The following is a 21,300-nucleotide window of genomic DNA, read 5'->3' as shown; positions in this document are numbered from 1 at the left end:
GCTCCGGAGGTGAAAGATGGTTAATCAGAAATACTTAGACAAGGCGGAGGTTCTCATCGAGGCACTCCCCTATATTCAGAGATTCAACCGCAAGATTATAGTGGTAAAATACGGCGGAAGCGCGATGATCGACGATGAGCTGAAGAAGAATGTCATCAAGGATGTGGTTCTGCTGAAGCTGGTCGGATTCAAACCGATTATCGTTCATGGCGGCGGAAAGGAAATTTCAAGGTGGGTCGGAAAGGTCGGCATGCAGCCGAGGTTTGTCAATGGACTGCGTGTGACAGATGAGGATACCATGGAGATCGCCGAAATGGTTCTGAACAAGGTGAATAAGGAACTGGTGAGCATGGTTGAGAGCCTTGGCGTAAAGGCTGTAGGAATCAGTGGAAAGGACGGAGGACTTCTTCAGGTTGACAAGAAGTATTCCGACGGTGAGGATATCGGCTACGTGGGCGATATTCGCAAGGTGGATCCGAAGGTCCTGAACGATCTTCTGGAAAAGGACTTTCTTCCGATCGTCTGTCCGGTTGGCGCCGACGACGAGTATCATTCCTATAATATTAATGCCGATGATGCTGCCAGCGCAATTGCGGAAGCGGTGAAGGCGGAGAAGCTGGCGTTCCTCAGTGATATTGAGGGCGTATATTATGACAAGGATGACCCGTCTACACTCATCTCTCTTCTCACGATCGATGAAGCAAAGAGCCTGATGGAGAGCGGCCATGTGGCGGGAGGAATGATCCCGAAGCTTCAGAACTGTATCAATGCCATCAATAACGGAGTAAACCGGGTGCATATTCTGGATGGAAGAATTCCGCACTGTCTGCTTCTGGAAATCTTTACAAACAAGGGTATCGGCACCGCAATTCTGAGAAATGAAGAGGAAAAATTTAATCATGAAGACTGAAGAAATCATGCAGGAAACCGATCAATATGTTCTTCACACGTACAACCGTTTTCCGGTAGTATTCGAAAGAGGTGAGGGGGTTCATCTCTATGACACGGATGGAAAAAAATATCTGGATTTTGCGGCAGGCATCGCTGTTTTCGGCCTCGGATACGGAAACCGGGAATACAATGACGCACTGAAGGATCAGATCGACCATATCATACATACCTCCAATCTGTACTACAATGTTCCGATGGCGGAAGCGGCGAGAAAAGTGGCGCAGTCCTGCGGCATGAGCAAGGTGTTTTTCACAAACTCCGGAACAGAGGCAATCGAGGGCGCGATCAAAGCCGCAAGAAAGTATGCATGGCTCAGGGACGGGAGTTCGGATCATGAAATCATTGCCATGGAGCATTCCTTCCATGGCAGAAGCCTTGGCGCACTCTCCGTCACCGGAAATACCTCCTATCAGGAACCGTTCAAGCCGCTGATCGGCGGAATCCGTTTTGCCAGATTCAATGACCTCAAGAGCGTTGAAGAGTGCATCAACGGCAAGACCTGTGCGGTTATCATGGAAACTGTGCAGGGGGAGGGAGGCATATATCCGGCCGAAAAGGAGTTCCTTGAGGGAGTCCGGAAGCTTTGCGATGAGCATGATATTTTGCTGATTCTGGATGAGATTCAATGCGGAATGGGTCGTACCGGCAATCTCTGGGCATGGCAGGAATTCGGCGTACAGCCGGATATCATGACCTGTGCCAAGGCACTTGGCTGCGGCGTTCCCGTCGGCTGCTTTGTGCTGAACGAGAAGGCGGCATCACGGTCTCTGGTACCGGGCGACCATGGCAGCACTTACGGAGGAAATCCTCTTGCGACGCGTGCGGTCAGCACGGTATTTGACCTGTTCGAGAAAAATCACATTGTCGAACATGTGAGAAAGCTGACTCCATACCTGGAGCAGCAGCTTGACGCACTTGTAGACAGATATGATTTTCTCTCGGCGCGCCGCGGCAGGGGATTTATGCAGGGGCTTGTTGTGACAGGAAGACCGGTGGGTGAAATCGTCGGAAACGCCTTGAAGAACGGGCTTGTGGTTATCTCAGCGGGATCAGATGTGATCCGCCTGGTTCCCCCGCTCATCATCGAGAGGGAAGATATTGATGAAATGATTCGGAGACTGGAAGCTTCGTTTTAAAACGCTTCTGAATCTTTCGCGAAAGTCTTCTTCTGAGTCTTTACTCTTGTAATTGTTACAAAAATTCGCTACAATATTTATGGTCGGGTATCTCTTTATCGGAAACATTCAGGAAATGACGATGATCGGAGAGATACAAATGATAAATACAATCAGAAAGCGGATCCGCAATGCTTCCGTTCTGCTTTTTATCGCGTTTACAGCCGCGGCTCTTCTATCAGGCTGTGGAGAGGATGAGGGCATCTATCGATACGGGTCTGCTGTTCTTGAATCTTCAAATGGCCGGTTAGATGGCTTATCTTCGCGGGAGGATGGTTCAGACAGATCATCCGCTACGGAAGAGAAAACATCCGGCAAAGCACTTTCTGCAGGAGAAACGGATGACGGTTCCGGCAAAGCACTTTCTGCAGGAGAAACGGATGACGGTTCCGGCAAAGCGCCTGTTGCAGGAGAAGCGGAAGATGTTTCCGGCGAGGCACGTGCGGCAGGAGTGGGGAATAGCACATCGGAAATGTGTTATGTCTATGTCTGCGGAGCCGTGAATGCGCCTGGTGTCTATGAACTTCCGACTGGAAGCCGGGTGTACGAGGCGATTGCGATGGCCGGCGGAATGACCGGAGAAGCAGACGGACGAAGCCTGAATCAGGCGGCACAGGTCGCTGACGGACAGCAGATCACCGTGTATACGAAAGAAGAGGCAGAGAAACTTCCGAAGAACGGCAGCGGTGCCGGAACGGCAGAACAGAGCGCAGGTTCGGGAGAGGATCTGTCTGCAGGCGGAACCGGGAAGGCAAAGGTCAATATCAACACGGCCGGCAGGGAAGAACTGATGACATTACATGGAATCGGTGCTGCGCGGGCAGACGCGATCCTGGCGTACCGCGAAAAACACGGGAGCTTTTCCAGAATCGAGGACATCATGAATGTCGAGGGAATCAAGGAAAAGGCTTTTGCGAAGATTCGGGACGATATTGTGGTATGAAAATGTACATTTAGAGGCAGGGGTCTGGAGATGGCAAATAAGGTTCTGGTAGTTGACGATGAAAAGCTTATCGTAAAGGGTATCCGGTTTTCGCTGGAACAGGACGGGTATGAGGTGTCCTGCGCCTACGATGGAGAGGAGGCACTCAATCTGGCGAAGGAGAATGATTATGACATCATACTTCTGGATCTGATGCTTCCGAAAATGAGCGGCCTTGAGGTCTGTCAGCAGATCCGGGAGTTTTCCAATGTTCCGATTATCATGCTCACCGCGAAGGGTGAGGATATGGACAAGATCATGGGATTGGAATACGGAGCCGATGATTACATCACGAAGCCGTTTAATATTCTTGAGGTTAAGGCCAGAATCAAGGCAATCCTCCGGAGAACGAGAAAAACGGAAAAGACCGAGGAGAAGACAAAGATCATTCAGGCAGGGGATCTGCGGCTGGACATTGACAGCCGCCGGGTCTTTATCGGAGACCGCGAGGTCAATCTGACCGCGAAGGAATTCGATGTACTGCAGCTTCTTGCTTTTAATCCGAACAAGGTTTACAGCCGTGATAATCTTCTGAATATCGTGTGGGGATATGAGTATCCGGGTGATGTCAGGACGGTGGACGTCCATATCCGGCGGCTTCGCGAGAAGATTGAGGACAATCCATCCGAACCCCGGTACGTTCACACGAAGTGGGGGGTCGGCTATTATTTTCAGGCATAAAATTCAAGGGCAGACCTGCTTTCCACGGGCAGGCGGCAGAAGTAAAGTTCCCACCGTTGGCAGAGGTTAACGGTGGGACTTTCTGTCAGAGCGCGGCTTCCGTATGGAAGATGCGGCGCGGCTTTGCTATAATAGCATTCAGCAGTTATTGGAGGAGAAACGAATGACTGGAAGGAAACGAATCTTTAACAACCGACCGCTCAGGATCATCATGGCAATTCTGATCGCTGTGATGGTTATACTTTTTATCCGTTATATGGCATCTCCCTCTGGCAGAAACAGCTCTCCGGAGAACAGAGAGGCGGTACAGAGCACATCGGCGTCGGTATCTGTCGGATCAGAGGACGCAGTGGCATCTTCTGAGAGCAGTCAGGGCATCCTTCAGGCGGTTGCTGCGGACTCTTCTGATTCCACTGCCGGAGTCGGAACAGCGGGATCCGGAGAAATGGTGCAGACATCTTCTGCTGCATCATCCGCTTCTTTGCCTTCCGTTGGTAATTCTGACAGGAATTCTTCCGGAGAGAGTGCGGAGTCATCGTCTTCTTCCTCGGACAGCGGGACGGACGATTCTGCCGTAAAGGGAGATACTGCAGTGCTATCCGACGGGAACGGCAATACGGTGACGGTTACCTACGACAGCGGAGTTGCGTGGTACGACGAGAATCAGAATGTATATTCTCCGCTGGGATCCGGGAACTGGATGGATGAATCGGGGAATATTTATACGGAGGAAGACAGCTCGAATACTTCCGGAAACACAGCGGGAGGCGGAAACGGGATTAATCTTGTGCAGAACAGAGGTTGATATATGGAGAAAGAACATAAAGCAGGGGAATGGTATCGGCTGGATAATGCGGCAAAGCTGATACCGTCGACCATGGTCGGCGCGGATACCAGGGTTTTCCGGCTCGTCTGTGAGCTGAAGGAAGAGGTGAATCCGGAGATCCTTCAGAAGGCGCTGGAAGAAACCATGAGGGAATTTCCGTATATGAACTGCTGCCTGCGGAAGGGGATCTTCTGGTATTATATGGATCAGCTTCCGGGATGTGAAAAAGTACGGGAAGAAGATATACCGGCGCTGAAGGCACTTTATATTCCCGGGAAGAAAAATTTTTTGTACCGGGTGAGCTATTTTCACAGAAGAATCAATGTCGAGATTTTTCATGTCCTTTCCGACGGAACCGGGGGATACATGTTTATTGAGTCACTTGTGACCAATTACCTGATTTTGAGGCATGGTCTTGACCGGTCTCTTTCCCGGTCAGATCAGGGATCGGTGATGGAGAAACAGCTTGACGCTTTCAGCAAGTATTATGAAAAGGGTGAACGGAAGAAGAGAAACTATCTGCGTGAGATGTTTCCGGTGAAGGCCTACCAGATCAGGGGTATTCAGGACGCAAATCTGGAAGAACATCTTCTGGAGGGAACAGTCTCTGTCAGAGAGATTCTCAGGGTTGCGCATGAGAACCATGCGACCGTCGGTATTCTGACCACTGCCCTCTGGATTGAGGCTATTCTGAAGGAGATGAAGCATTCGGAGTATAATCGTCCGATCGTGGTCAGCGTACCGGTCAATCTTCGTCAGTTTTTCCCGTCAGAGACGAGCCGGAACTTTTTCGGCGTCATCCAGGTGGTTTACTATGCGGGCGATTATGATGGTACCCTGAAGAGCATTATGGATCCGGTCAGCAGAGAATTTTCAGAACAGCTGACGGAGGAGAACGTCCGGAAGACCATGAATTCTTATTCTGCGCTGGAACATAATCTTGCGGTACGCGTGATTCCTCTGTTTATCAAAAATGTGGCACTGCAGGGAATCGCATATCGGATGAATACAGGAGTTACAACCTCAGTTTCAAACGTAGGTGTTGTGAGACTTCCCGCAGAAATGTCTCCGTATGTTGAGAAATTCTCGAGTTTTATGTCCTGCAAGACGGTATTTCTGTGCGTCAGCACATATGAGGACCAGATGGTATTCGGTGTTGTCTCCAGCTTTGAGAGACATCCGGTTGCCATGAATTTTTTCCGCAGGCTGGTACAGCTTGGGGTTCCGGTTGAAATCGCGAGTAATGACTGTGACGAGGGGGTGTGAGGAATGCAGGAATGCGGCAGATGCCACGTGAAGATCAGGGGAAACAAGCGCTGCTGTCCGCTCTGCGGAGGACCGCTTTCGGGGGAACCGGAAAATCCGGCTTTTCCGTCGCTTCCGAAGAGAAAATTCAGCCGTCTCAGTGCGGTGAAACTTGCAGCCTTCCTTTTGATTGTGTTCCTGATCTCGGACGGGGCAATGATTTATATAATGGGAGGTGTTCCGTCATGGATTCCGCTCTCGGTACTGAGTGCGGTGGTAGGCTTTATGGATATCTGCGTGACTATGTACTACAGGAACAATGCGCTGAAAACCATGCAGGTGCAGGTGATTATCGGTATTTTTCTGAGTCTTGTGATCGATGCGGTAACGGGGTGGCATAAGTGGTCGATCCACTGGGTCATGCCGGTCGCCTTCGTCGGTGTTATGGTGACTACAATACTGATCGGTATGGGGCTGAAAATGGCACTGCAGGAATTTGTACTCTATCTTCTGATGGATACGGTGCTTTCACAGCTGCAGTGGATTTTTCTGCTGAAACATATAAATTGTTTTCAGATACCTGCGGTAATCAGCAGTTCGGCCTGTATCCTGATGTTCCTCGGGATTCTGATTTTCCGCTGGAAGGATTTCACATCGGCGTCATCCAGATACTTTAACATCTGACCGGATATCAGGAGAAGACGTCAGGACCTGGAGTTTTTTATGAAAAAAAAGATAAAGCATTTTGCTTTTTACAGAAGTATCCGGTTTTATATCATGATACTTCTTTTTATCATGGGCATTGTGCCCTCCATTATCGTGGAAAGCGTTATCGTACAGAGCTATGAGAACCGCGCGGTGAGCCAGAGAACCGTGATGGTCAAAAATCAATGCGAAATACTGGTGGATCAGCTTTTTAACCGGAATTATCTGTCCGATACCAGTGATGATGTGATTAACGGGGAGTTTAATATGCTCACCGGTATCTACGGGGGACGAATCCTCGTTATCAACCGCGACAGCAGAATCGTCATGGATACCTTTAATATTGACAACGGGAAATATTCTCTGTCACAGGAGGTTACGGACTGCCTGAACGGAAAGGAAACCAGTCATTACGACAAGGCAAACAAGTACATTGAGCTGACGTTCCGAATCAAGGATCCGGACAAGAAGAGCAGAGACGCAGAGACGGCCGGAGTCCTGCTGGTCAGTGTATCAACCACGGAGATCAGCATCAGCAAGGGAATTCTGGAGGAACGGGGTACGATGATTCTCGCAATTATCACGGTCGTTATCCTGATTCTCGGCTATATTCTTTCGGGAATGCTTGTCAAGCCTCTGCAGAAAATCACCCGATCGATTGAGGGAATTACGGACGGGTATCAGGACGAGAGCATTTCCGTCAATGATTATCGCGAGACAAAACTGATCACTGACGCCTTTAACCGGATGCTGGCGAGGGTGAAGACGGTGGATGACAGCCGTGAGGAATTCGTGTCGAATGTGTCGCATGAGCTGAAGACGCCGCTTACTTCGATGAAGGTGCTGGCGGATGTTCTGAATCAGAACCCGGATGCTCCCATTGAGGAGTACCGCGATTTCATGAAGGACATCTCGGCGGAGATAGACCGGGAGAACTCCATCATCACGGATCTTCTGGCGCTTGTGAAAATGGACAAGAAATCCGCAGACCTGAATATTACGGATGTGAATATCAATGACGAGCTGGAGCAGATTATAAAACGGCTGAAACCAATCGCCGATAAGGCTCATGTGGAACTGATTCTTGACAGCTTCCGTCCGATAACAGCCCAGGTGGATGAGACCAAAATCTCTCTGGCATTTACAAACATTATCGAAAATGCCATTAAATACAATAAGCCGGAGGGCGGATGGGTGAGAGTTTCCTTGAATGCGGATCGGAAATATTGTTATACGACGATCGTGGATAACGGAATCGGAATACCGGAGGAATCCCTGAACAATATTTTCGAGCGTTTCTATCGCGTGGACAAGAGCCATTCCCGTGAGATCGGAGGAACGGGTCTGGGACTTGCGATCACAAAGAAGGTTATCGTCATGCATCGCGGAGCAATCCGTGTCAAGAGCAAGCTTGGAGAGGGAACCACTTTTTCCATACGGATTCCGCTGGTTCACATCGTTTAAAGGAGGCAATGGACGAATGAAGAAGATTCTCAGCTGCCTGATGATTCTCAGCCTTATCGCCTCTCTGGCGGGCTGCGGATCGACGGTCAGCAGTTCATCGGGCGTTCAGCCCAGCGCTTCTGCTCAGAAGACGTATCTTTATTATCTGAATCAGGACGAGGACCGGATCAACTGGGTGGAATATCACTTCAATGAACCGGATACAGAAGGACAGGTTGTTGAGATGATTGCCCTGCAGGCACAGAAGCCGGAAAATAAGGGGGATGTTCTCCTTCTGCCGGACGGAGTGAAGATTCAGAATTATAAGCTCAGTGATCAGGTACTCACGCTTGACCTGGGCGCGGGCTTTCAGGACCAGGCGCAGACGAGGAAAGTGCTTTGCATAGGCGGCCTCGTGCGGAGCTTTGCCCAGATTGACGGTGTCGACAAAATCCTGTTTACCGTGGACGGCAAAGATCTTACGGACAGCAGCGGCAATGCGGTTGGCGCTTTGACGGATGACAGTTTTGTGGATAATGCCGGAAAGAATATCAATGCCTACCAGGAGATGGAAATGACGCTGTATTTTACGGATCAGACCGGGTCGAAGCTGCTTCCGGAAACGAGGAAGGTCTATTACAGCAGTAATGAGCCGGTGGAAAAGGCTGTTGTGGAAGAGCTGATTCAGGGCCCTTCTGAGGAGGGACACTACCCGGTATTCTCCACGGACACGCAGGTGCTCAGTGTTATTTCGCAGGCGGGAATCTGCTACGTGAATTTTGATGACAGTGTTCAGAATTCGATTCTGAGTATCAGTGAGGAGATTCCCATCTATGCTATTGTGAATTCACTGGCGGAGACCTGTAATACCAAGAAGGTTCAGTTCTCGATCGACGGCGAAAGTGACACCGTCTTTCGCAACAGCATGGATCTGAGTGTGCAGTATACCAGAAACCAGGATCTGATTTCTTCGTGACGGCAGGACCGGAAGATTTTACCGATATGAAGTGACCGCCCGGGTGGCGGCCACTTCATAGAGAAACAGGACCCTGCGGTTTTGTGAGAATTGCACATTGCGTATTTTCAGGCAGAGTGTTATGGTTTATTTATGTTAACGCATCGGCTGTTCTGATTTCCTCTTCTTTTTTCATTTGCTCAGTTTCTTTTGTTTTTTCTTACAAGTTTCTTTGATTCTGTCATAGACCCGCTTCCTCTGATCTTTCTCTTAACAGTTTTATTTACGCGAACTTTTTATTTTCACACCTCTTTTATTCTCGTGGCCCTTTGTTTTCACAGTTTTTCTGACCGTTTTTCGGTTTCGTTGTTTTTCCACAGCTTCTTGCTTTCATTGTTTTTTCCACAGCTTTGATATTTCCACAACTATTGCTTTATCACGTCTGTATCATGACAAGATGATCGAATCAGGGGGATGGAGTGTTGAAATACCGGCCTGTTTGTATTGCCTGTGTTGCGCTGATTCTGGGGATTCTGTTCTGTCGGTTTGCGGGAATCCCCGTTTTCGGACGTCCGAAGATTCCAGAGAGCGCGCGAAGAGTTCTGGAGTCTGGAACGACTGCCAGCTGCGCTGGAGAGATTGTCGGTCGGAGCTGGAAGAAAAAGTCTGTTCAGTATATTGTGAAGGATTGCGAAGCTGAGTTTCTGGACGATGACAATCAGGTCTGCAGCATCCGGATTGGTTATCTGAAGGTCACGGTGCTGCCGGAAAAGGATTTTACGGACGATGATGAAGCGGCCGGTACAGGTCTTTTAACCGCAGAAGGATTGAAGCAGCGCGGAATTGCGCAGTTTCCGGTCGGGAGCAGGGCGATATTCCGGGGAAAACTCTCGGAAATCAAAGGGCCTTCGAATCCGGGAGAATTTGACAGCAGGAGATATTATGCGTGCAGAAAGATTTTCTATGAAATGCTGAACGAGAAAGCCATGGTGACAGACCCGGGCGGAGGCTTACGGGAGCATCTTGCATCGTTCCGGGAAAGAGTTAGCGCCCGGCAGGCGAAACTGATGCATCCGAAACAGGCCGGGGTTTTGTCGGCTATGCTGCTTGGAGACCGCTCAATGCTGAGCGAAGAGAGCAAAGAACGGTACAGGTACGGAGGAGTCATGCACGTTCTGGCAATTTCCGGACTGCATATCTCAGTGCTTGGGATGATATTTTATGAGCTGCTGTTCCGGGTTCTTCTTCTCTGTATGCCGTTCCATATCCGGGCAGGGCAGGCCATTGCCGCCGTCGGAGCAGCGGCGGTGACAGGAATTTACTGCGTGTTTGCGGGCTCCCCGGTCTCTGCTGTCCGTGCGATGATCATGTTCGGACTTGCCCTGGGGGCAAAAATTCTGCGAAGGTCTTATGATGTGCTGTGCGCGGTCGGGATCTCGGCCATTCTTCTACTGTTAACAAGGCCGGGATATCTTTTCGATGCCGGATTCCAGCTTTCCTATGCGGCGGTTGGAGGCGCAGCCGTTTTTTACCCAGCATTGCTTGGGCTGGTACCGAAGAATTATTGGCACAGAGGAAGCCGGATCAAGAAAATTTTTGAAAAAATTCTCGAGGCATTTCTGATGTGGGTGGCAGTCATGCTGTGCACGATCCCGGTTGCCGCTTACGCATTTTCAGAGATTCCGGTGCTGCCATTCGCAACATTGCTGATTGTTCCGGCGATGGGAGCGGTACTGATCCTCGGTATTGTCGGGAGTGCCATGGGTATGTTATGTCCTTCGGCCGGGTGGCTTCTGCTGATTCCGGTCGATCTTTCACTTCAGGTGTTTGAGAGAATTGCGTTGTTTGTGAAAACCATCCCGGGCTCGGTATGGACGGTCGGGAAACCGGATTGGTGGCAACTTATGGCCTATGGATTCTGCCTTCTTCTGGTATGGATTTGCCTCAGACACGGTATGGGAAGGCGCGCGGCGCTGGTGGTGGCTGCGGCGGTGCTGGTTCTTTCTCTGAAATGGAGTCCGGCGTTGTCAATTGCTATGCTGGATGTCGGACAGGGAGACAGTCTCGTCATCTCCCAGGGACTCGGAATGTGGAAGCCGGGCGGGGATTCGGTGTACCTCGTCGACGGAGGAAGCAGCAGTGTGAAGCAGCCGGGGAAGTACCGGATCATTCCGTATCTGAAATCTCGAGGGGTTACAAGGATCCGGGGAATTTTTGTTAGTCACGGAGACCAGGATCACCTGAACGGGATCGAGGAGCTTCTGGAAGAGATTGTCGGTCAACGGGTACGCATCCGGGTGGACGTACTTTATCTGACAGCGCAGATGCAGGAGGACGCTGCAGGGAGACGCCTTATAAAGCTGTGCAGGACGGCAGGGATCCGGGTCGCGCTTCTGAAAAAAGGAGATATACTTGAGGATAGAAAATTACGGATCCGGGTAATGCATCCGGATGCGGAGCCGGGAGCTGTGCAGGAGACCGGAGGTGCAGATGGAAGCGCTGCAGATGCGTCATCGGGGACCGCAGGCGGCGGATCAGATGGCACCGCCGGAGGAAGAAACGAGGACAGCATGGTTCTGCTTCTGTCTTTCGGAGATTTCGATGCACTCCTGACGGGAGATCTGGAAGGGGAAGGAGAGCGTATAGTTCTGGAGGAGACCGGACCCGTGGAGTATCTAAAGGTCGCGCATCACGGCTCACGCAATTCTACCTCTGCTGCGTTTCTCCGTAAGGCGTCACCTGTTGTCTGCATGATTTCCGCCCCGGAAAAGAGCCGGTACGGTCATCCTGCGGGAGAGACGCTGACAAGGATTCGCGAGGCAGGAGCGGAATATTATGTGACGAGAGATTGTGGCGCCATCTGTCTGGAAACGAAGGGAAGAGGAAGTTTCCGGATCAGAACTTTCCGGAGAAAAGGGAAGAAACTTCCGGATCAGAGCAACTCGGGGAGAGAAGGGGAAGTTCGTTGATCAGAACTTTCCGGAGAGAAGCGGATATGGTAAGATGAGACAGTGAGCAGAAAATCCCGGGAAAGGGAGGTCGCAGAAGGTTGAAGACAATTCGGGAAGATATCAAAGGCGGCAATTTCAAAAGGGTTTATCTTTTGTACGGGGAAGAAGCATATCTGAGAAACCAGTACAGGGATCTTCTGATCCGGGCGCTTGTTCCGGAGGGGGATACCATGAACTTTACCAGATACACCGGTAAGGACGTGGATGAGCAGGAGATTGTGTCGCAGGCAGAAACACTGCCTTTTTTTGCGGACCGACGGGTTATTCTCGTCGAAAACAGTGGATTTTTCCGCCGGAAGACCGAGAGACTGGATGACTACATGGATCATCTGCCGGACTACCTTGTGATGATATTTGTGGAGGACGAGGTTGACAAGAGAAATCGTCTCTACAAGCAGATTCAGAAAAAGGGGCATGTGGCGGAGTTTGCGGCGCAGACAGAGGAGACCCTTACCCGGTGGGTGCTGACACGCATGACCAGAGAGGGGAAGAAAATCACCAGGAAGGATATGAGCCACTTTCTAGATATGACAGGAACAGACATGGCAAATATCAGCAGTGAGCTTGAAAAACTGCTCTGCTATACCATGGGCAGGGAGGTCATCACAAATCAGGACATTGACGCGGTCTGCGCTCCCCAGATCACAAACCAGATTTTTGACATGATACGTGCAGTTACGGAACATCAGCAGAAAAAGGCGCTGGATTATTACTATGATCTTCTGGCACTCAAGGAAGCGCCGATGCGGATTTTGTATCTCCTGGCGAGACAGTATAATCAGCTCCTGCAGGTGAAGACACTGGCGGCAGACGGAATGCCGAACCGGGAGATTGCACCAAAAGTTGGCATGCCGCCGTTTGCAGTCAGCCGCACGCTCGGACTGTGCCGGAATTATTCAATTCTACAGCTGGAATCTATTGTAAGGGAATTTGTGCAGGTTGAGGAAGAGGTGAAGACGGGGCGGCTGGATGACAAGCTGAGTGTGGAGATGATGATTGTGAAATGGAGTCGGTGAAAACTACAGGTATGAGCGTTTGAAATTGCATACAGTCTCTTACGCGCGCTTCGCGGAAGGCGGCCTGTGTCTGCGTTTTCGAAGAGCTGCTCAATAATAATATTGTATAAGCTACGGATTGCTCCGTGCTTCGCACTCTCGCAATCCTACAGGTATTCGGATTTCGCGCGTTCGCGCTTCATCCTCATACCTGTTGCCTTCGAAATCGCATACAGTCTCTTACACACGCTTCGCGCGTGACGATCCTGTCTGCGTTTTCGAAGAGCTTATACAATAAAAAACACGAGGCGACGACTCCTCGTGTTTGCTCGTTTATTGATTTATTGAATAGAGTTTACAGCTTTGCTTAAGCGGGAAACTTTTCTGGATGCGTTGTTCTTGTGAAGAACGCCCTTTGTCTCGGCTTTGTCGATGACAGATGTTGCATTCAGCAGAGCAGCCTGTGCAGCTTCCTTGTCATTCGCAGCAACTGCAGCCTCTACCTTTTTCATAGATGTTTTTACTGCAGACTTGATGGCCTGATTTCTCTCGGCCTTTGTTTTGTTAACGAGAATTCTCTTCTTCGCGGATTTGATGTTAGCCAAACTGTACACCTCCTTTTATTTTATATTTATGGGATGTTCTTTATAGGATGACACTTTTCCACTTCCGAACATGCTTACTCATATTATTCTATTTCATATGGGTTTGTCAACTGAAATTTTCAAAAAACGTGAATCTGTAATTATCAAAAAACGTGAATCTAAAATTATCAAAAACGTGAATCTTTTGACCATCTTTAGACCATCGCCTGACGGCTGCTGACCATTTTTTGCCGTCAGCGGGCTTTTTTTCGAAGATTTTCACGTTTCCTGCACCTTGCGGCCCCAGACAAAGTCGAGTATAATCTCACTGTATATCTGTCGGAGTCTGTCTGAATGCGGGGAAAGCGAAAAGAAGAAAGACCCGGTGACGGATTCCGGAGGGAGAATCTGCAGATGTCTATATGATACATAATCTCAAAAACCGGAGGTAGTACCTTGTCATTAATAGATCAGAGCAAAATCAGAAATTTTTGCATTATCGCGCATATTGATCACGGAAAATCAACACTGGCTGACCGGATCATCGAGAAGACAGGCCTTCTCACCAGCCGCGAGATGCAGAATCAGGTTCTTGACAATATGGATCTGGAGCGGGAACGCGGAATTACCATAAAAGCACAGGCATGCCGTACGGTCTACCGGGCGAAAGACGGTGAAGAGTATATCCTGAATATGATCGATACCCCCGGCCACGTGGACTTTAATTATGAAGTTTCTAGAAGCCTTGCTGCCTGTGATGGTGCTGTTCTTGTGGTGGACGCAACACAGGGAGTGGAGGCACAGACGGTGGGAAATGTATATCTTGCCATGGAGCATGATCTGGAAATTTTCCCGGTGCTGAACAAAATCGATCTTCCGAGTGCACATCCGGAGGAGGTAAAAAGCGAGATCGAGGACGTCATTGGCCTGGACGCAGAGGATGCGCCCGAGATTTCGGCGAAGACAGGTCAGAACGTTGAGGATGTGCTGGAAGCGATCGTGCACAAGATCCCGGCTCCGGAAGGAGACGTGAAGGCGCCCTTGAAGGCACTGATCTTTGACTCCATCTATGATTCCTATAAGGGAGTGATCATCTCCGTCAGGCTTCGGGAGGGCACGGTGAAGCCGGGAGACCGGATCCGGATGATGGCGACCGGGGCGGAAGAAGAGGTGGTTGAAGTCGGTTATTTTGGCGCAGGGCAGATGATTCCGTGTGATGTTCTTGAGGCCGGTATGGTGGGCTATATCACTGCGAGCATCAAGAACATCAAGGATACCCGCGTTGGAGATACTGTGACAAATGCGGACCGTCCCTGCGCAGAGCGGCTTCCCGGTTACAAAAAGGTACAGTCCATGGTATACTGCGGTATCTACCCTGCAGATTCAGCGAAGTACCCGGAGCTTCGGGACGCATTGGAAAAACTGCAGCTCAATGATGCCTCTCTGTATTATGAGCCGGAGACCTCAGCGGCGCTGGGCTTCGGGTTCCGCTGTGGCTTTCTCGGTCTGCTCCATCTGGAGATCATTCAGGAGCGGCTGGAGAGAGAATATAATCTGGATTTGGTCACAACGGCGCCGGGAGTTGTATATAAGATTCACAAGACGAGCGGAGAAGTCGTGGAATTGACGAACCCATCCAATCTTCCGGATCCTTCAGAGATCGAATACATGGAGGAGCCGATGGTAAAGGCAGAGATCATGGTAACCACCGAGTTTGTCGGTCCGATCATGCAGCTCTGTCAGGAGCGCAGGGGCGAATACCAGGGTATGGAGTATATCGAGACGACCCGTGCGCTTCTAACCTATCATATCCCACTCAATGAGATCATCTATGATTTCTTCGATGCTCTGAAATCGAGATCCAGAGGGTATGCGTCTCTGGATTATGAGATCATTGGGTATCAGAGAAGTGAGCTGGTGAGACTTGATATTCTGGTCAATAAAGAGCCGGTAGATGCCCTGTCATTCATCGTATTTGCAGATTCCGCCTATGACCGGGGCAGAAAGATGTGCGAGAAACTGAAGCAGGAGATTCCGCGGCAGCTTTTCGACATTCCGATTCAGGCTGCTGTTGGCTCGAAGGTGATTGCGAGAGAGACGGTAAAGGCTCTCCGCAAGGATGTACTTGCAAAATGCTATGGCGGAGATATCTCCCGCAAGAAGAAGCTCCTGGAGAAACAGAAGGAAGGAAAGAAGAAGATGCGTCAGATCGGAAACGTTGAAATCCCGAAGGACGCCTTCCTCAATGTTCTGAAGCTTGATGAGAACTAAAGCCGGCATGGAATTATATATCCACATCCCATTCTGCGCGAAAAAATGTGGATACTGCGATTTCCTCAGTTTTCCCGCTGAGTGCGGAACACAAGACAGATATGTGGAGGCATTGCTGCGCGAGATCCGGAGTTTTTCCGGTATAAGGCAGAGTGTTTCTTCTATATATATCGGGGGTGGAACCCCTTCTCTTCTTCCCGCAGAGATGATTGCGGAGATCATGCAGGCGGTCAGAGAGACCTTTCATCTGGAACCAGACGCGGAAATTTCGATGGAAGCCAATCCTGGAACCGTGCAGCCGGAAAGCCTGTCCGTTTATCGAAGAGCGGGAATCAACCGGCTGAGCTTCGGGTGTCAGTCCACCGACGACGGGGAATTGAAGCGCCTCGGCAGAATCCACACGTTCCAGGCGTTTCGGGAGAGCTTCGCGTACGCGAGGGAGGCGGGATTTTCCAATCTGAATGTCGACCTGATGTCGGGACTCCCGGGGCAGACAGAGGAATCCTGGGAGAAATCACTCCGGCGGATCGCAGAAGCAGGTCCGGAGCACATATCTGCTTACAGCCTGATCATCGAGGAGGGAACACCTTTTTACGAAAAATATCACGAGGTCTCCGGGATGATTGCCGAAGGAGATACGGAGACTCATGTAAGAGAACGCGAAGAAGGACAGTATCATCTGAGTTCTGAGGAAATGCTCCCCGGTGAGGAGACAGAGAGGCGGATGTATGATCGGACAGAGGAGATCCTTGCCGGCTATGGATTCCGCCGGTATGAAATCTCCAACTATGCAAGAATCGGGAGGGAATGCCGCCACAATGTGGGATACTGGACCGGGATTCCGTATCTCGGACTTGGGCTGGGAGCGTCCTCCTATACAGGGGGACTGCGATTCCGGAACACGGATGATATCGGAACGTATCTGCAGATGTACGCCGGACCGGAGAACGACGGAAGAGGAAAGATGTTGTTTGGCGGAGAGCGTTTATCTGTGGAGAAAATAGAGAACATTCTGTCGGAAACCGGACGGGAAGAACCGGAATTTCTTGGAAAAGAAGACCTGATGGCGGAATTTATGATTCTGGGGCTCAGAATGACGTCCGGCATCAGCAAAGAGGAGTTCAGATGCCGCTTCGGAGAGGATGTAATGGAGGTATACGGCAGTACAATCCGCAAGTATGAGGATGCAGGCCTTCTGCGGGAGGAGGGAGGAAATCTGTTCCTTACCCGCCGGGGGCTTTCCCTGTCAAATACGGTCATGGCGGATTTCCTGTAGGTTCAGGGGCGTACGAAGCAACGCGAGAGTGCTCATACCTGTTTGCAGCACGGAAGATGCGAAGCAGCTTCCGTGACGCTGGAACATATGCACATTGCGGTGGTCCCGCAGGCGGACGCCAGGATATGTATAAAGCCGGGCCGGCATAAGAGTTAGGAGTTTAAAATTGACAGAAAAGAATCATTTTATCAGGATCAGAGGTGCTTCGGAGAACAATCTGAAGAATTTGAATATAGATATCCCAAGAGACAAGCTTGTAGTGCTGACCGGGCTATCCGGATCGGGAAAGAGCTCTCTGGCGTTTGACACCATTTATGCGGAGGGACAGAGACGGTACATGGAGAGTCTCTCCTCCTACGCGAGGCAGTTCCTCGGACAGATGGAGAAGCCGAAGGTGGAGAGCATCGAGGGCCTGCCGCCCGCCATTTCCATCGATCAGAAATCAACCAACCGGAATCCGCGATCCACAGTGGGAACGGTCACGGAAATCTATGATTATTTCCGACTTCTGTATGCAAGAGTCGGTATTCCGCACTGTCCGAACTGCGGACGTGAGATCAGCAGACAGACCGTGGATCAGATGGTCGGCCAGATCATGGAGCTGCCGGAGAAATCCAGAATCCAGCTGCTTGCGCCTGTGGTAAGAGGACGGAAGGGACGTCATGAGAAGGTTCTGGAGCAGGCAAGAAAATCCGGCTACGTCCGCGTGGTCATAGATGGAAACCAGTATGACCTGTCGGAGGACATCGCTCTCGACAAAAATCTGAAACATAACATTGAAATTGTGGTGGACCGCCTTATTGTCCGGCCGGGAATCGAAAAGCGGCTGACGGATTCGGTGGAAAACGTGCTGAAACTTTCCGGTGGACTTCTCGTAGTCGATACAATGGACGGGCATACCCGGAATTTCAGCGAGAGCTTCTCTTGTCCGTACTGCGGGATCAGTGTGGACGAGATCGAGCCGAGGAGCTTTTCCTTCAATAATCCATTCGGCGCCTGTCCGGAGTGCTCCGGCCTCGGCTATCGGATGGAGTTCGCGGAATCACTGATGATTCCGGATCCGTCGAGATCCATCGACGAGGGAGTTTTTGCGGTTCCGGGATGGCAGTCGAGCACACAGAAGGGAAGCTTTACGCGGTGCATGCTGGAGGCACTGGCGGAGGAATATCATTTTTCTCTGTCCACGCCGTTTAAGGATTACCCGAAAAAAATCCACGATATTCTGATTCATGGAACCAAGGGCCATTCTGTACAGGTGCATTATAAAGGGCAGCGGGGAGAAGGTGTCTACGATGTTGCCTTTGAGGGGCTGATCAAGAATGTGGAGCGCCGTTATCGGGAGACTGCTTCGGAGTCTTCGCGTCAGGAATATGAGAACTTTATGAATATATCTCCGTGTCCGGCATGTCACGGGCAGAGGCTGAAGCCGTCTTCGCTGGCAGTCACCGTTGCGGACAAGAATATCTACGAGGTGACCAACCTGTCGATTGAGAGCCTTCTGAAATTTCTGGACGATATCCGTTTAAGTGATCATCAGATGCTGATCGGAAGACAGATCCTGAAAGAAATCCGGAACCGTGTGAGCTTTCTCCACGAAGTCGGACTGGATTATCTGACGCTGGCGAGAGCCACCGGATCGCTTTCCGGCGGTGAGGCGCAGCGTATCCGGCTTGCCACCCAGATCGGATCGGGACTTGTCGGAGTGGCTTACATACTGGACGAACCGAGCATCGGCCTTCATCAGAGAGACAATGGAAAGCTTCTCGGGACTCTGATGCATCTCCGGGATCTTGGAAATTCCGTTATCGTTGTCGAGCACGATGAAGAAACGATGCGGGCGGCTGACTGTGTGGTGGATATCGGTCCGGGCGCGGGCAGCCACGGCGGCGAGCTGGTCGCCATGGGAACCGCGGAGGACATCATGAAGTGTCCGGAATCCATCACGGGGCAGTATCTGTCGGGAAAGCGTAAGATTCCGGTTCCCGATGTAAGAAGGAAGCCAAAGGAATGGCTGATTGTCAGGGGCGCCGAGGAACACAATCTCAAGAACATCGACGTAAAATTCCCGCTCGGTGTGATGACCTGTGTGACCGGTGTTTCGGGCTCCGGCAAGAGCTCTCTTGTCAACGAGATTCTCTACAAGCATCTGCAGAGGGAGCTGAACCATGCTCTTGTGATTCCGGGAAAGCACAGCGGAATTGAAGGAATGGAGCATCTGGACAAGGTGATCAATATCGATCAGTCCCCGATCGGGCGTACGCCGAGGTCGAATCCGGCGACGTACACAGGTGTATTCGACATGATCCGTGATCTGTTCGCCGCGACACCGGATGCGAAGGCACGCGGCTACAAGAAGGGACGTTTCAGCTTCAATGTCAAGGGAGGAAGATGCGAGGCCTGTTCCGGAGACGGAATTGTGAAGATTGAGATGCATTTTCTTCCGGATGTCTACGTCCCCTGCGAGGTGTGCGGCGGAAAGCGCTACAACCGGGAGACACTGGAGGTCAGATACAAGGGGAAAAATATCTTTGAGATTCTGGATATGACCGTTGAGGAGGCGCTTCCCTTTTTTGAGAAGGTTCCGTCAATCTATCGCAAGATCAGGACGCTGTATGATGTGGGCCTGTCCTACGTGAAGCTCGGGCAGCCTTCTACAGAACTGTCGGGCGGTGAAGCGCAGAGAATCAAGCTGGCGGCTGAGCTCTCCAAGAGAAGCACGGGAAGAACCTGCTATATTCTGGACGAGCCGACTACCGGTCTTCATTTTGAAGACGTGCACAAGCTGGTGGATATTCTCCAGAGATTCACAGAAGATGGCAATACGGTTATCGTCATTGAACACAACCTTGATGTCATTAAAACTGCCGACTATATCATCGATATGGGCCCGGAGGGCGGAGACAAGGGCGGAACGGTGATCGCCAGTGGTACGCCGGAGGAGGTCGCGAAGGTGCCGGAATCCTATACCGGTCAGTATCTCAGAGAATATCTGAAGTGACGAAGGTTGATACGCGTCACTTTGTGCTCATACCTGCTGCCTTCGAAATCGCAACCAGTCTCTTACACACGCTTCGCGGCAGGCGGCCTGTCTGCGTTTTCGAAGAGCTGTTCAGTTATGATATTGTATAAGCTGCGGATTGCTCCGTGCTTCGCACTCTCGCAATCCGATAAGATAGAAAGGAACATTATTATATGCCGGTTACTGACATTGGAATTGATCTAGGAACGGCGTCAATTATTGTATATGTCAAGGGGAAGGGAATCTTCTGCCAGGAGCCATCCGTTGTGGCCTATGACAGAGACGCGAACAAGATTCTGGCATTCGGGACCGAGGCGGCGCAGTGTATCGGACGAATGCCGGGCAATATTGTCGGGATACGTCCGCTGAAGGATGGCGTGATCTCGGATTTTGTCGTTACCGAACGGATGCTGCGGTATTTCATCCGAAAATCCATGGGAAACTGGAATATTCTGAAGCCGAGAATCTGTATCTGTGTGCCGAGCGGCGTTTCGGATATCGAGAGAAGAGCGGTGGAGGAAGCTTCGTACCGCGCGGGCGCAAGGGACGCTGTGATTGTCCGGGAACCGATCGTCGCCGCGATGGGCGCCGGTGTGGATATCATGCGCGCGAGCGGCAGTATGATTGTGAATATCGGAGGCGGTATCAGCGAAATCGCTGTCCTGTCTCTTGGAGGGATTGTAATTTCTCAGTCCATCCGGACGGCGGGAGAAGCATTTGACGAGGCAATCTGTCAGTATATTCATGATATCTACGGATTGATCATCGGAAGCCAGACTGCAGAGGATATCAAGATTCAGATCGGATCCGCAGATCCGGACCGGAGCCTGAGACAGGTCTCTGTGACGGGACGCGATGTGGATGCGGGATTTCCGCGGACAGTCAGCATTACCTCGGATCAGGTAAGAGAAGCCGTCTCTCCGGCGGTGCGCCGGATTATAGAGACAATCCGTGTAGTGATGGAGAAAACACCCCCGGATCTTGCGGCAGATATAGCGAAACGGGGGATTGTTCTGACCGGAGGAGGCGCGATGCTGGACGGACTGGAAGGAGAAATCGAGAAGGCAACCGGAATCCGGACCCTTCTGGCGGATAATCCGCAGCAGGCAGTCGCTGTCGGTACCGGATTGTATATTCGTGCAATGTCGGATTTTGAAAAGCAGAAGAGCTTCCGCTGAGGA

Annotated in this window: 16 protein-coding genes; 15 read left to right on the top strand and 1 reads right to left on the bottom strand. The window is 50.9% G+C overall.

What is annotated here, in order from left to right:
* Positions 1-16: 16 nt before the first annotated feature.
* The 11 genes from argB to holA all read left to right on the top strand — a co-directional run bounded on the left by argB (position 17) and on the right by holA (position 12,990).
* Positions 17-910 carry an acetylglutamate kinase gene (gene argB / locus ACTQ3A_RS03795; protein WP_441494088.1) on the top strand — a complete coding sequence of 298 codons (894 nt, stop codon included), beginning with the start codon at positions 17-19 and terminating at the stop codon, positions 908-910.
* Complete coding sequence (locus ACTQ3A_RS03790; protein WP_441099824.1) at positions 900-2,087, top strand: aspartate aminotransferase family protein; 1,188 nt, start codon at positions 900-902, stop codon at positions 2,085-2,087. Before argB ends, ACTQ3A_RS03790 begins: the two co-directional genes overlap by 11 nt.
* Positions 2,088-2,226: 139 nt before the next feature.
* A complete protein-coding gene (locus tag ACTQ3A_RS03785) occupies positions 2,227-3,069 on the top strand; it encodes a helix-hairpin-helix domain-containing protein (protein ID WP_441494087.1) in 843 nt (280 codons plus the stop codon).
* 30 nt (positions 3,070-3,099) lie between these two features.
* Positions 3,100-3,789 carry a response regulator transcription factor gene (locus tag ACTQ3A_RS03780; RefSeq protein WP_441099822.1) on the top strand — a complete coding sequence of 230 codons (690 nt, stop codon included), beginning with the start codon at positions 3,100-3,102 and terminating at the stop codon, positions 3,787-3,789.
* Between the two features lie 163 nt (positions 3,790-3,952).
* Positions 3,953-4,594, top strand: a complete 642-nt coding sequence (locus tag ACTQ3A_RS03775) for a hypothetical protein (RefSeq protein WP_441099821.1) — start codon at positions 3,953-3,955, stop codon at positions 4,592-4,594.
* A 3-nt stretch (positions 4,595-4,597) separates the two neighbouring features.
* Positions 4,598-5,881, top strand: coding sequence for a hypothetical protein (locus ACTQ3A_RS03770; protein WP_441494086.1), 1,284 nt, complete (start codon positions 4,598-4,600; stop codon positions 5,879-5,881).
* Between the two features lie 27 nt (positions 5,882-5,908).
* Positions 5,909-6,544 carry a DUF6320 domain-containing protein gene (locus ACTQ3A_RS03765; protein WP_441099819.1) on the top strand — a complete coding sequence of 212 codons (636 nt, stop codon included), beginning with the start codon at positions 5,909-5,911 and terminating at the stop codon, positions 6,542-6,544.
* A gap of 39 nt (positions 6,545-6,583) precedes the next feature.
* Positions 6,584-8,029 (top strand): sensor histidine kinase, encoded by a 1,446-nt coding sequence (locus ACTQ3A_RS03760; RefSeq protein WP_441494085.1) that lies wholly within the window; start codon positions 6,584-6,586, stop codon positions 8,027-8,029.
* Positions 8,030-8,045: 16 nt separating this feature from the next.
* A complete protein-coding gene (locus ACTQ3A_RS03755) occupies positions 8,046-8,984 on the top strand; it encodes a GerMN domain-containing protein (RefSeq protein ID WP_441099817.1) in 939 nt (312 codons plus the stop codon).
* Positions 8,985-9,445: 461 nt separating this feature from the next.
* Positions 9,446-11,932: a ComEC/Rec2 family competence protein gene (locus ACTQ3A_RS03750; RefSeq protein WP_441495245.1), complete on the top strand. Its 2,487-nt coding sequence runs from the start codon at positions 9,446-9,448 to the stop codon at positions 11,930-11,932.
* 80 nt (positions 11,933-12,012) lie between these two features.
* A complete protein-coding gene (gene holA, locus ACTQ3A_RS03745; RefSeq protein ID WP_441494083.1) occupies positions 12,013-12,990 on the top strand; it encodes a DNA polymerase III subunit delta in 978 nt (325 codons plus the stop codon).
* A 320-nt stretch (positions 12,991-13,310) separates the two neighbouring features.
* Here the strand turns inward: holA and rpsT are convergent, their stop codons facing one another.
* The gene (gene rpsT / locus ACTQ3A_RS03740) at positions 13,311-13,574 is read right to left on the bottom strand and encodes a 30S ribosomal protein S20 (protein ID WP_441475937.1); all 264 of its coding nucleotides are present in this window, start codon (positions 13,572-13,574) and stop codon (positions 13,311-13,313) included.
* A 435-nt stretch (positions 13,575-14,009) separates the two neighbouring features.
* On the opposite strand from rpsT, the gene lepA reads away from it, so the two are divergent.
* From lepA to ACTQ3A_RS03720, 4 genes are all read left to right on the top strand, one after another.
* Positions 14,010-15,824, top strand: a complete 1,815-nt coding sequence (lepA, locus tag ACTQ3A_RS03735) for a translation elongation factor 4 (RefSeq protein ID WP_441487611.1) — start codon at positions 14,010-14,012, stop codon at positions 15,822-15,824.
* A gap of 7 nt (positions 15,825-15,831) precedes the next feature.
* Positions 15,832-17,100 carry a radical SAM family heme chaperone HemW gene (gene hemW / locus ACTQ3A_RS03730; protein WP_441494082.1) on the top strand — a complete coding sequence of 423 codons (1,269 nt, stop codon included), beginning with the start codon at positions 15,832-15,834 and terminating at the stop codon, positions 17,098-17,100.
* A gap of 166 nt (positions 17,101-17,266) precedes the next feature.
* On the top strand, positions 17,267-20,098 hold the full coding sequence (uvrA, locus tag ACTQ3A_RS03725) for an excinuclease ABC subunit UvrA (RefSeq protein ID WP_441494081.1): 2,832 nt from the start codon (positions 17,267-17,269) through the stop codon (positions 20,096-20,098).
* 194 nt (positions 20,099-20,292) lie between these two features.
* Positions 20,293-21,297: a rod shape-determining protein gene (locus ACTQ3A_RS03720; protein WP_441099808.1), complete on the top strand. Its 1,005-nt coding sequence runs from the start codon at positions 20,293-20,295 to the stop codon at positions 21,295-21,297.
* Positions 21,298-21,300 lie beyond the last annotated feature (3 nt).

Source organism: Bilifractor sp. LCP21S3_F8, assembly GCF_052117805.1.
In the GTDB taxonomy this organism is placed as follows: Bacteria; Bacillota; Clostridia; order Lachnospirales; family Lachnospiraceae; genus Bilifractor.
This window is presented reverse-complemented; position numbering and strand designations above follow the sequence as displayed.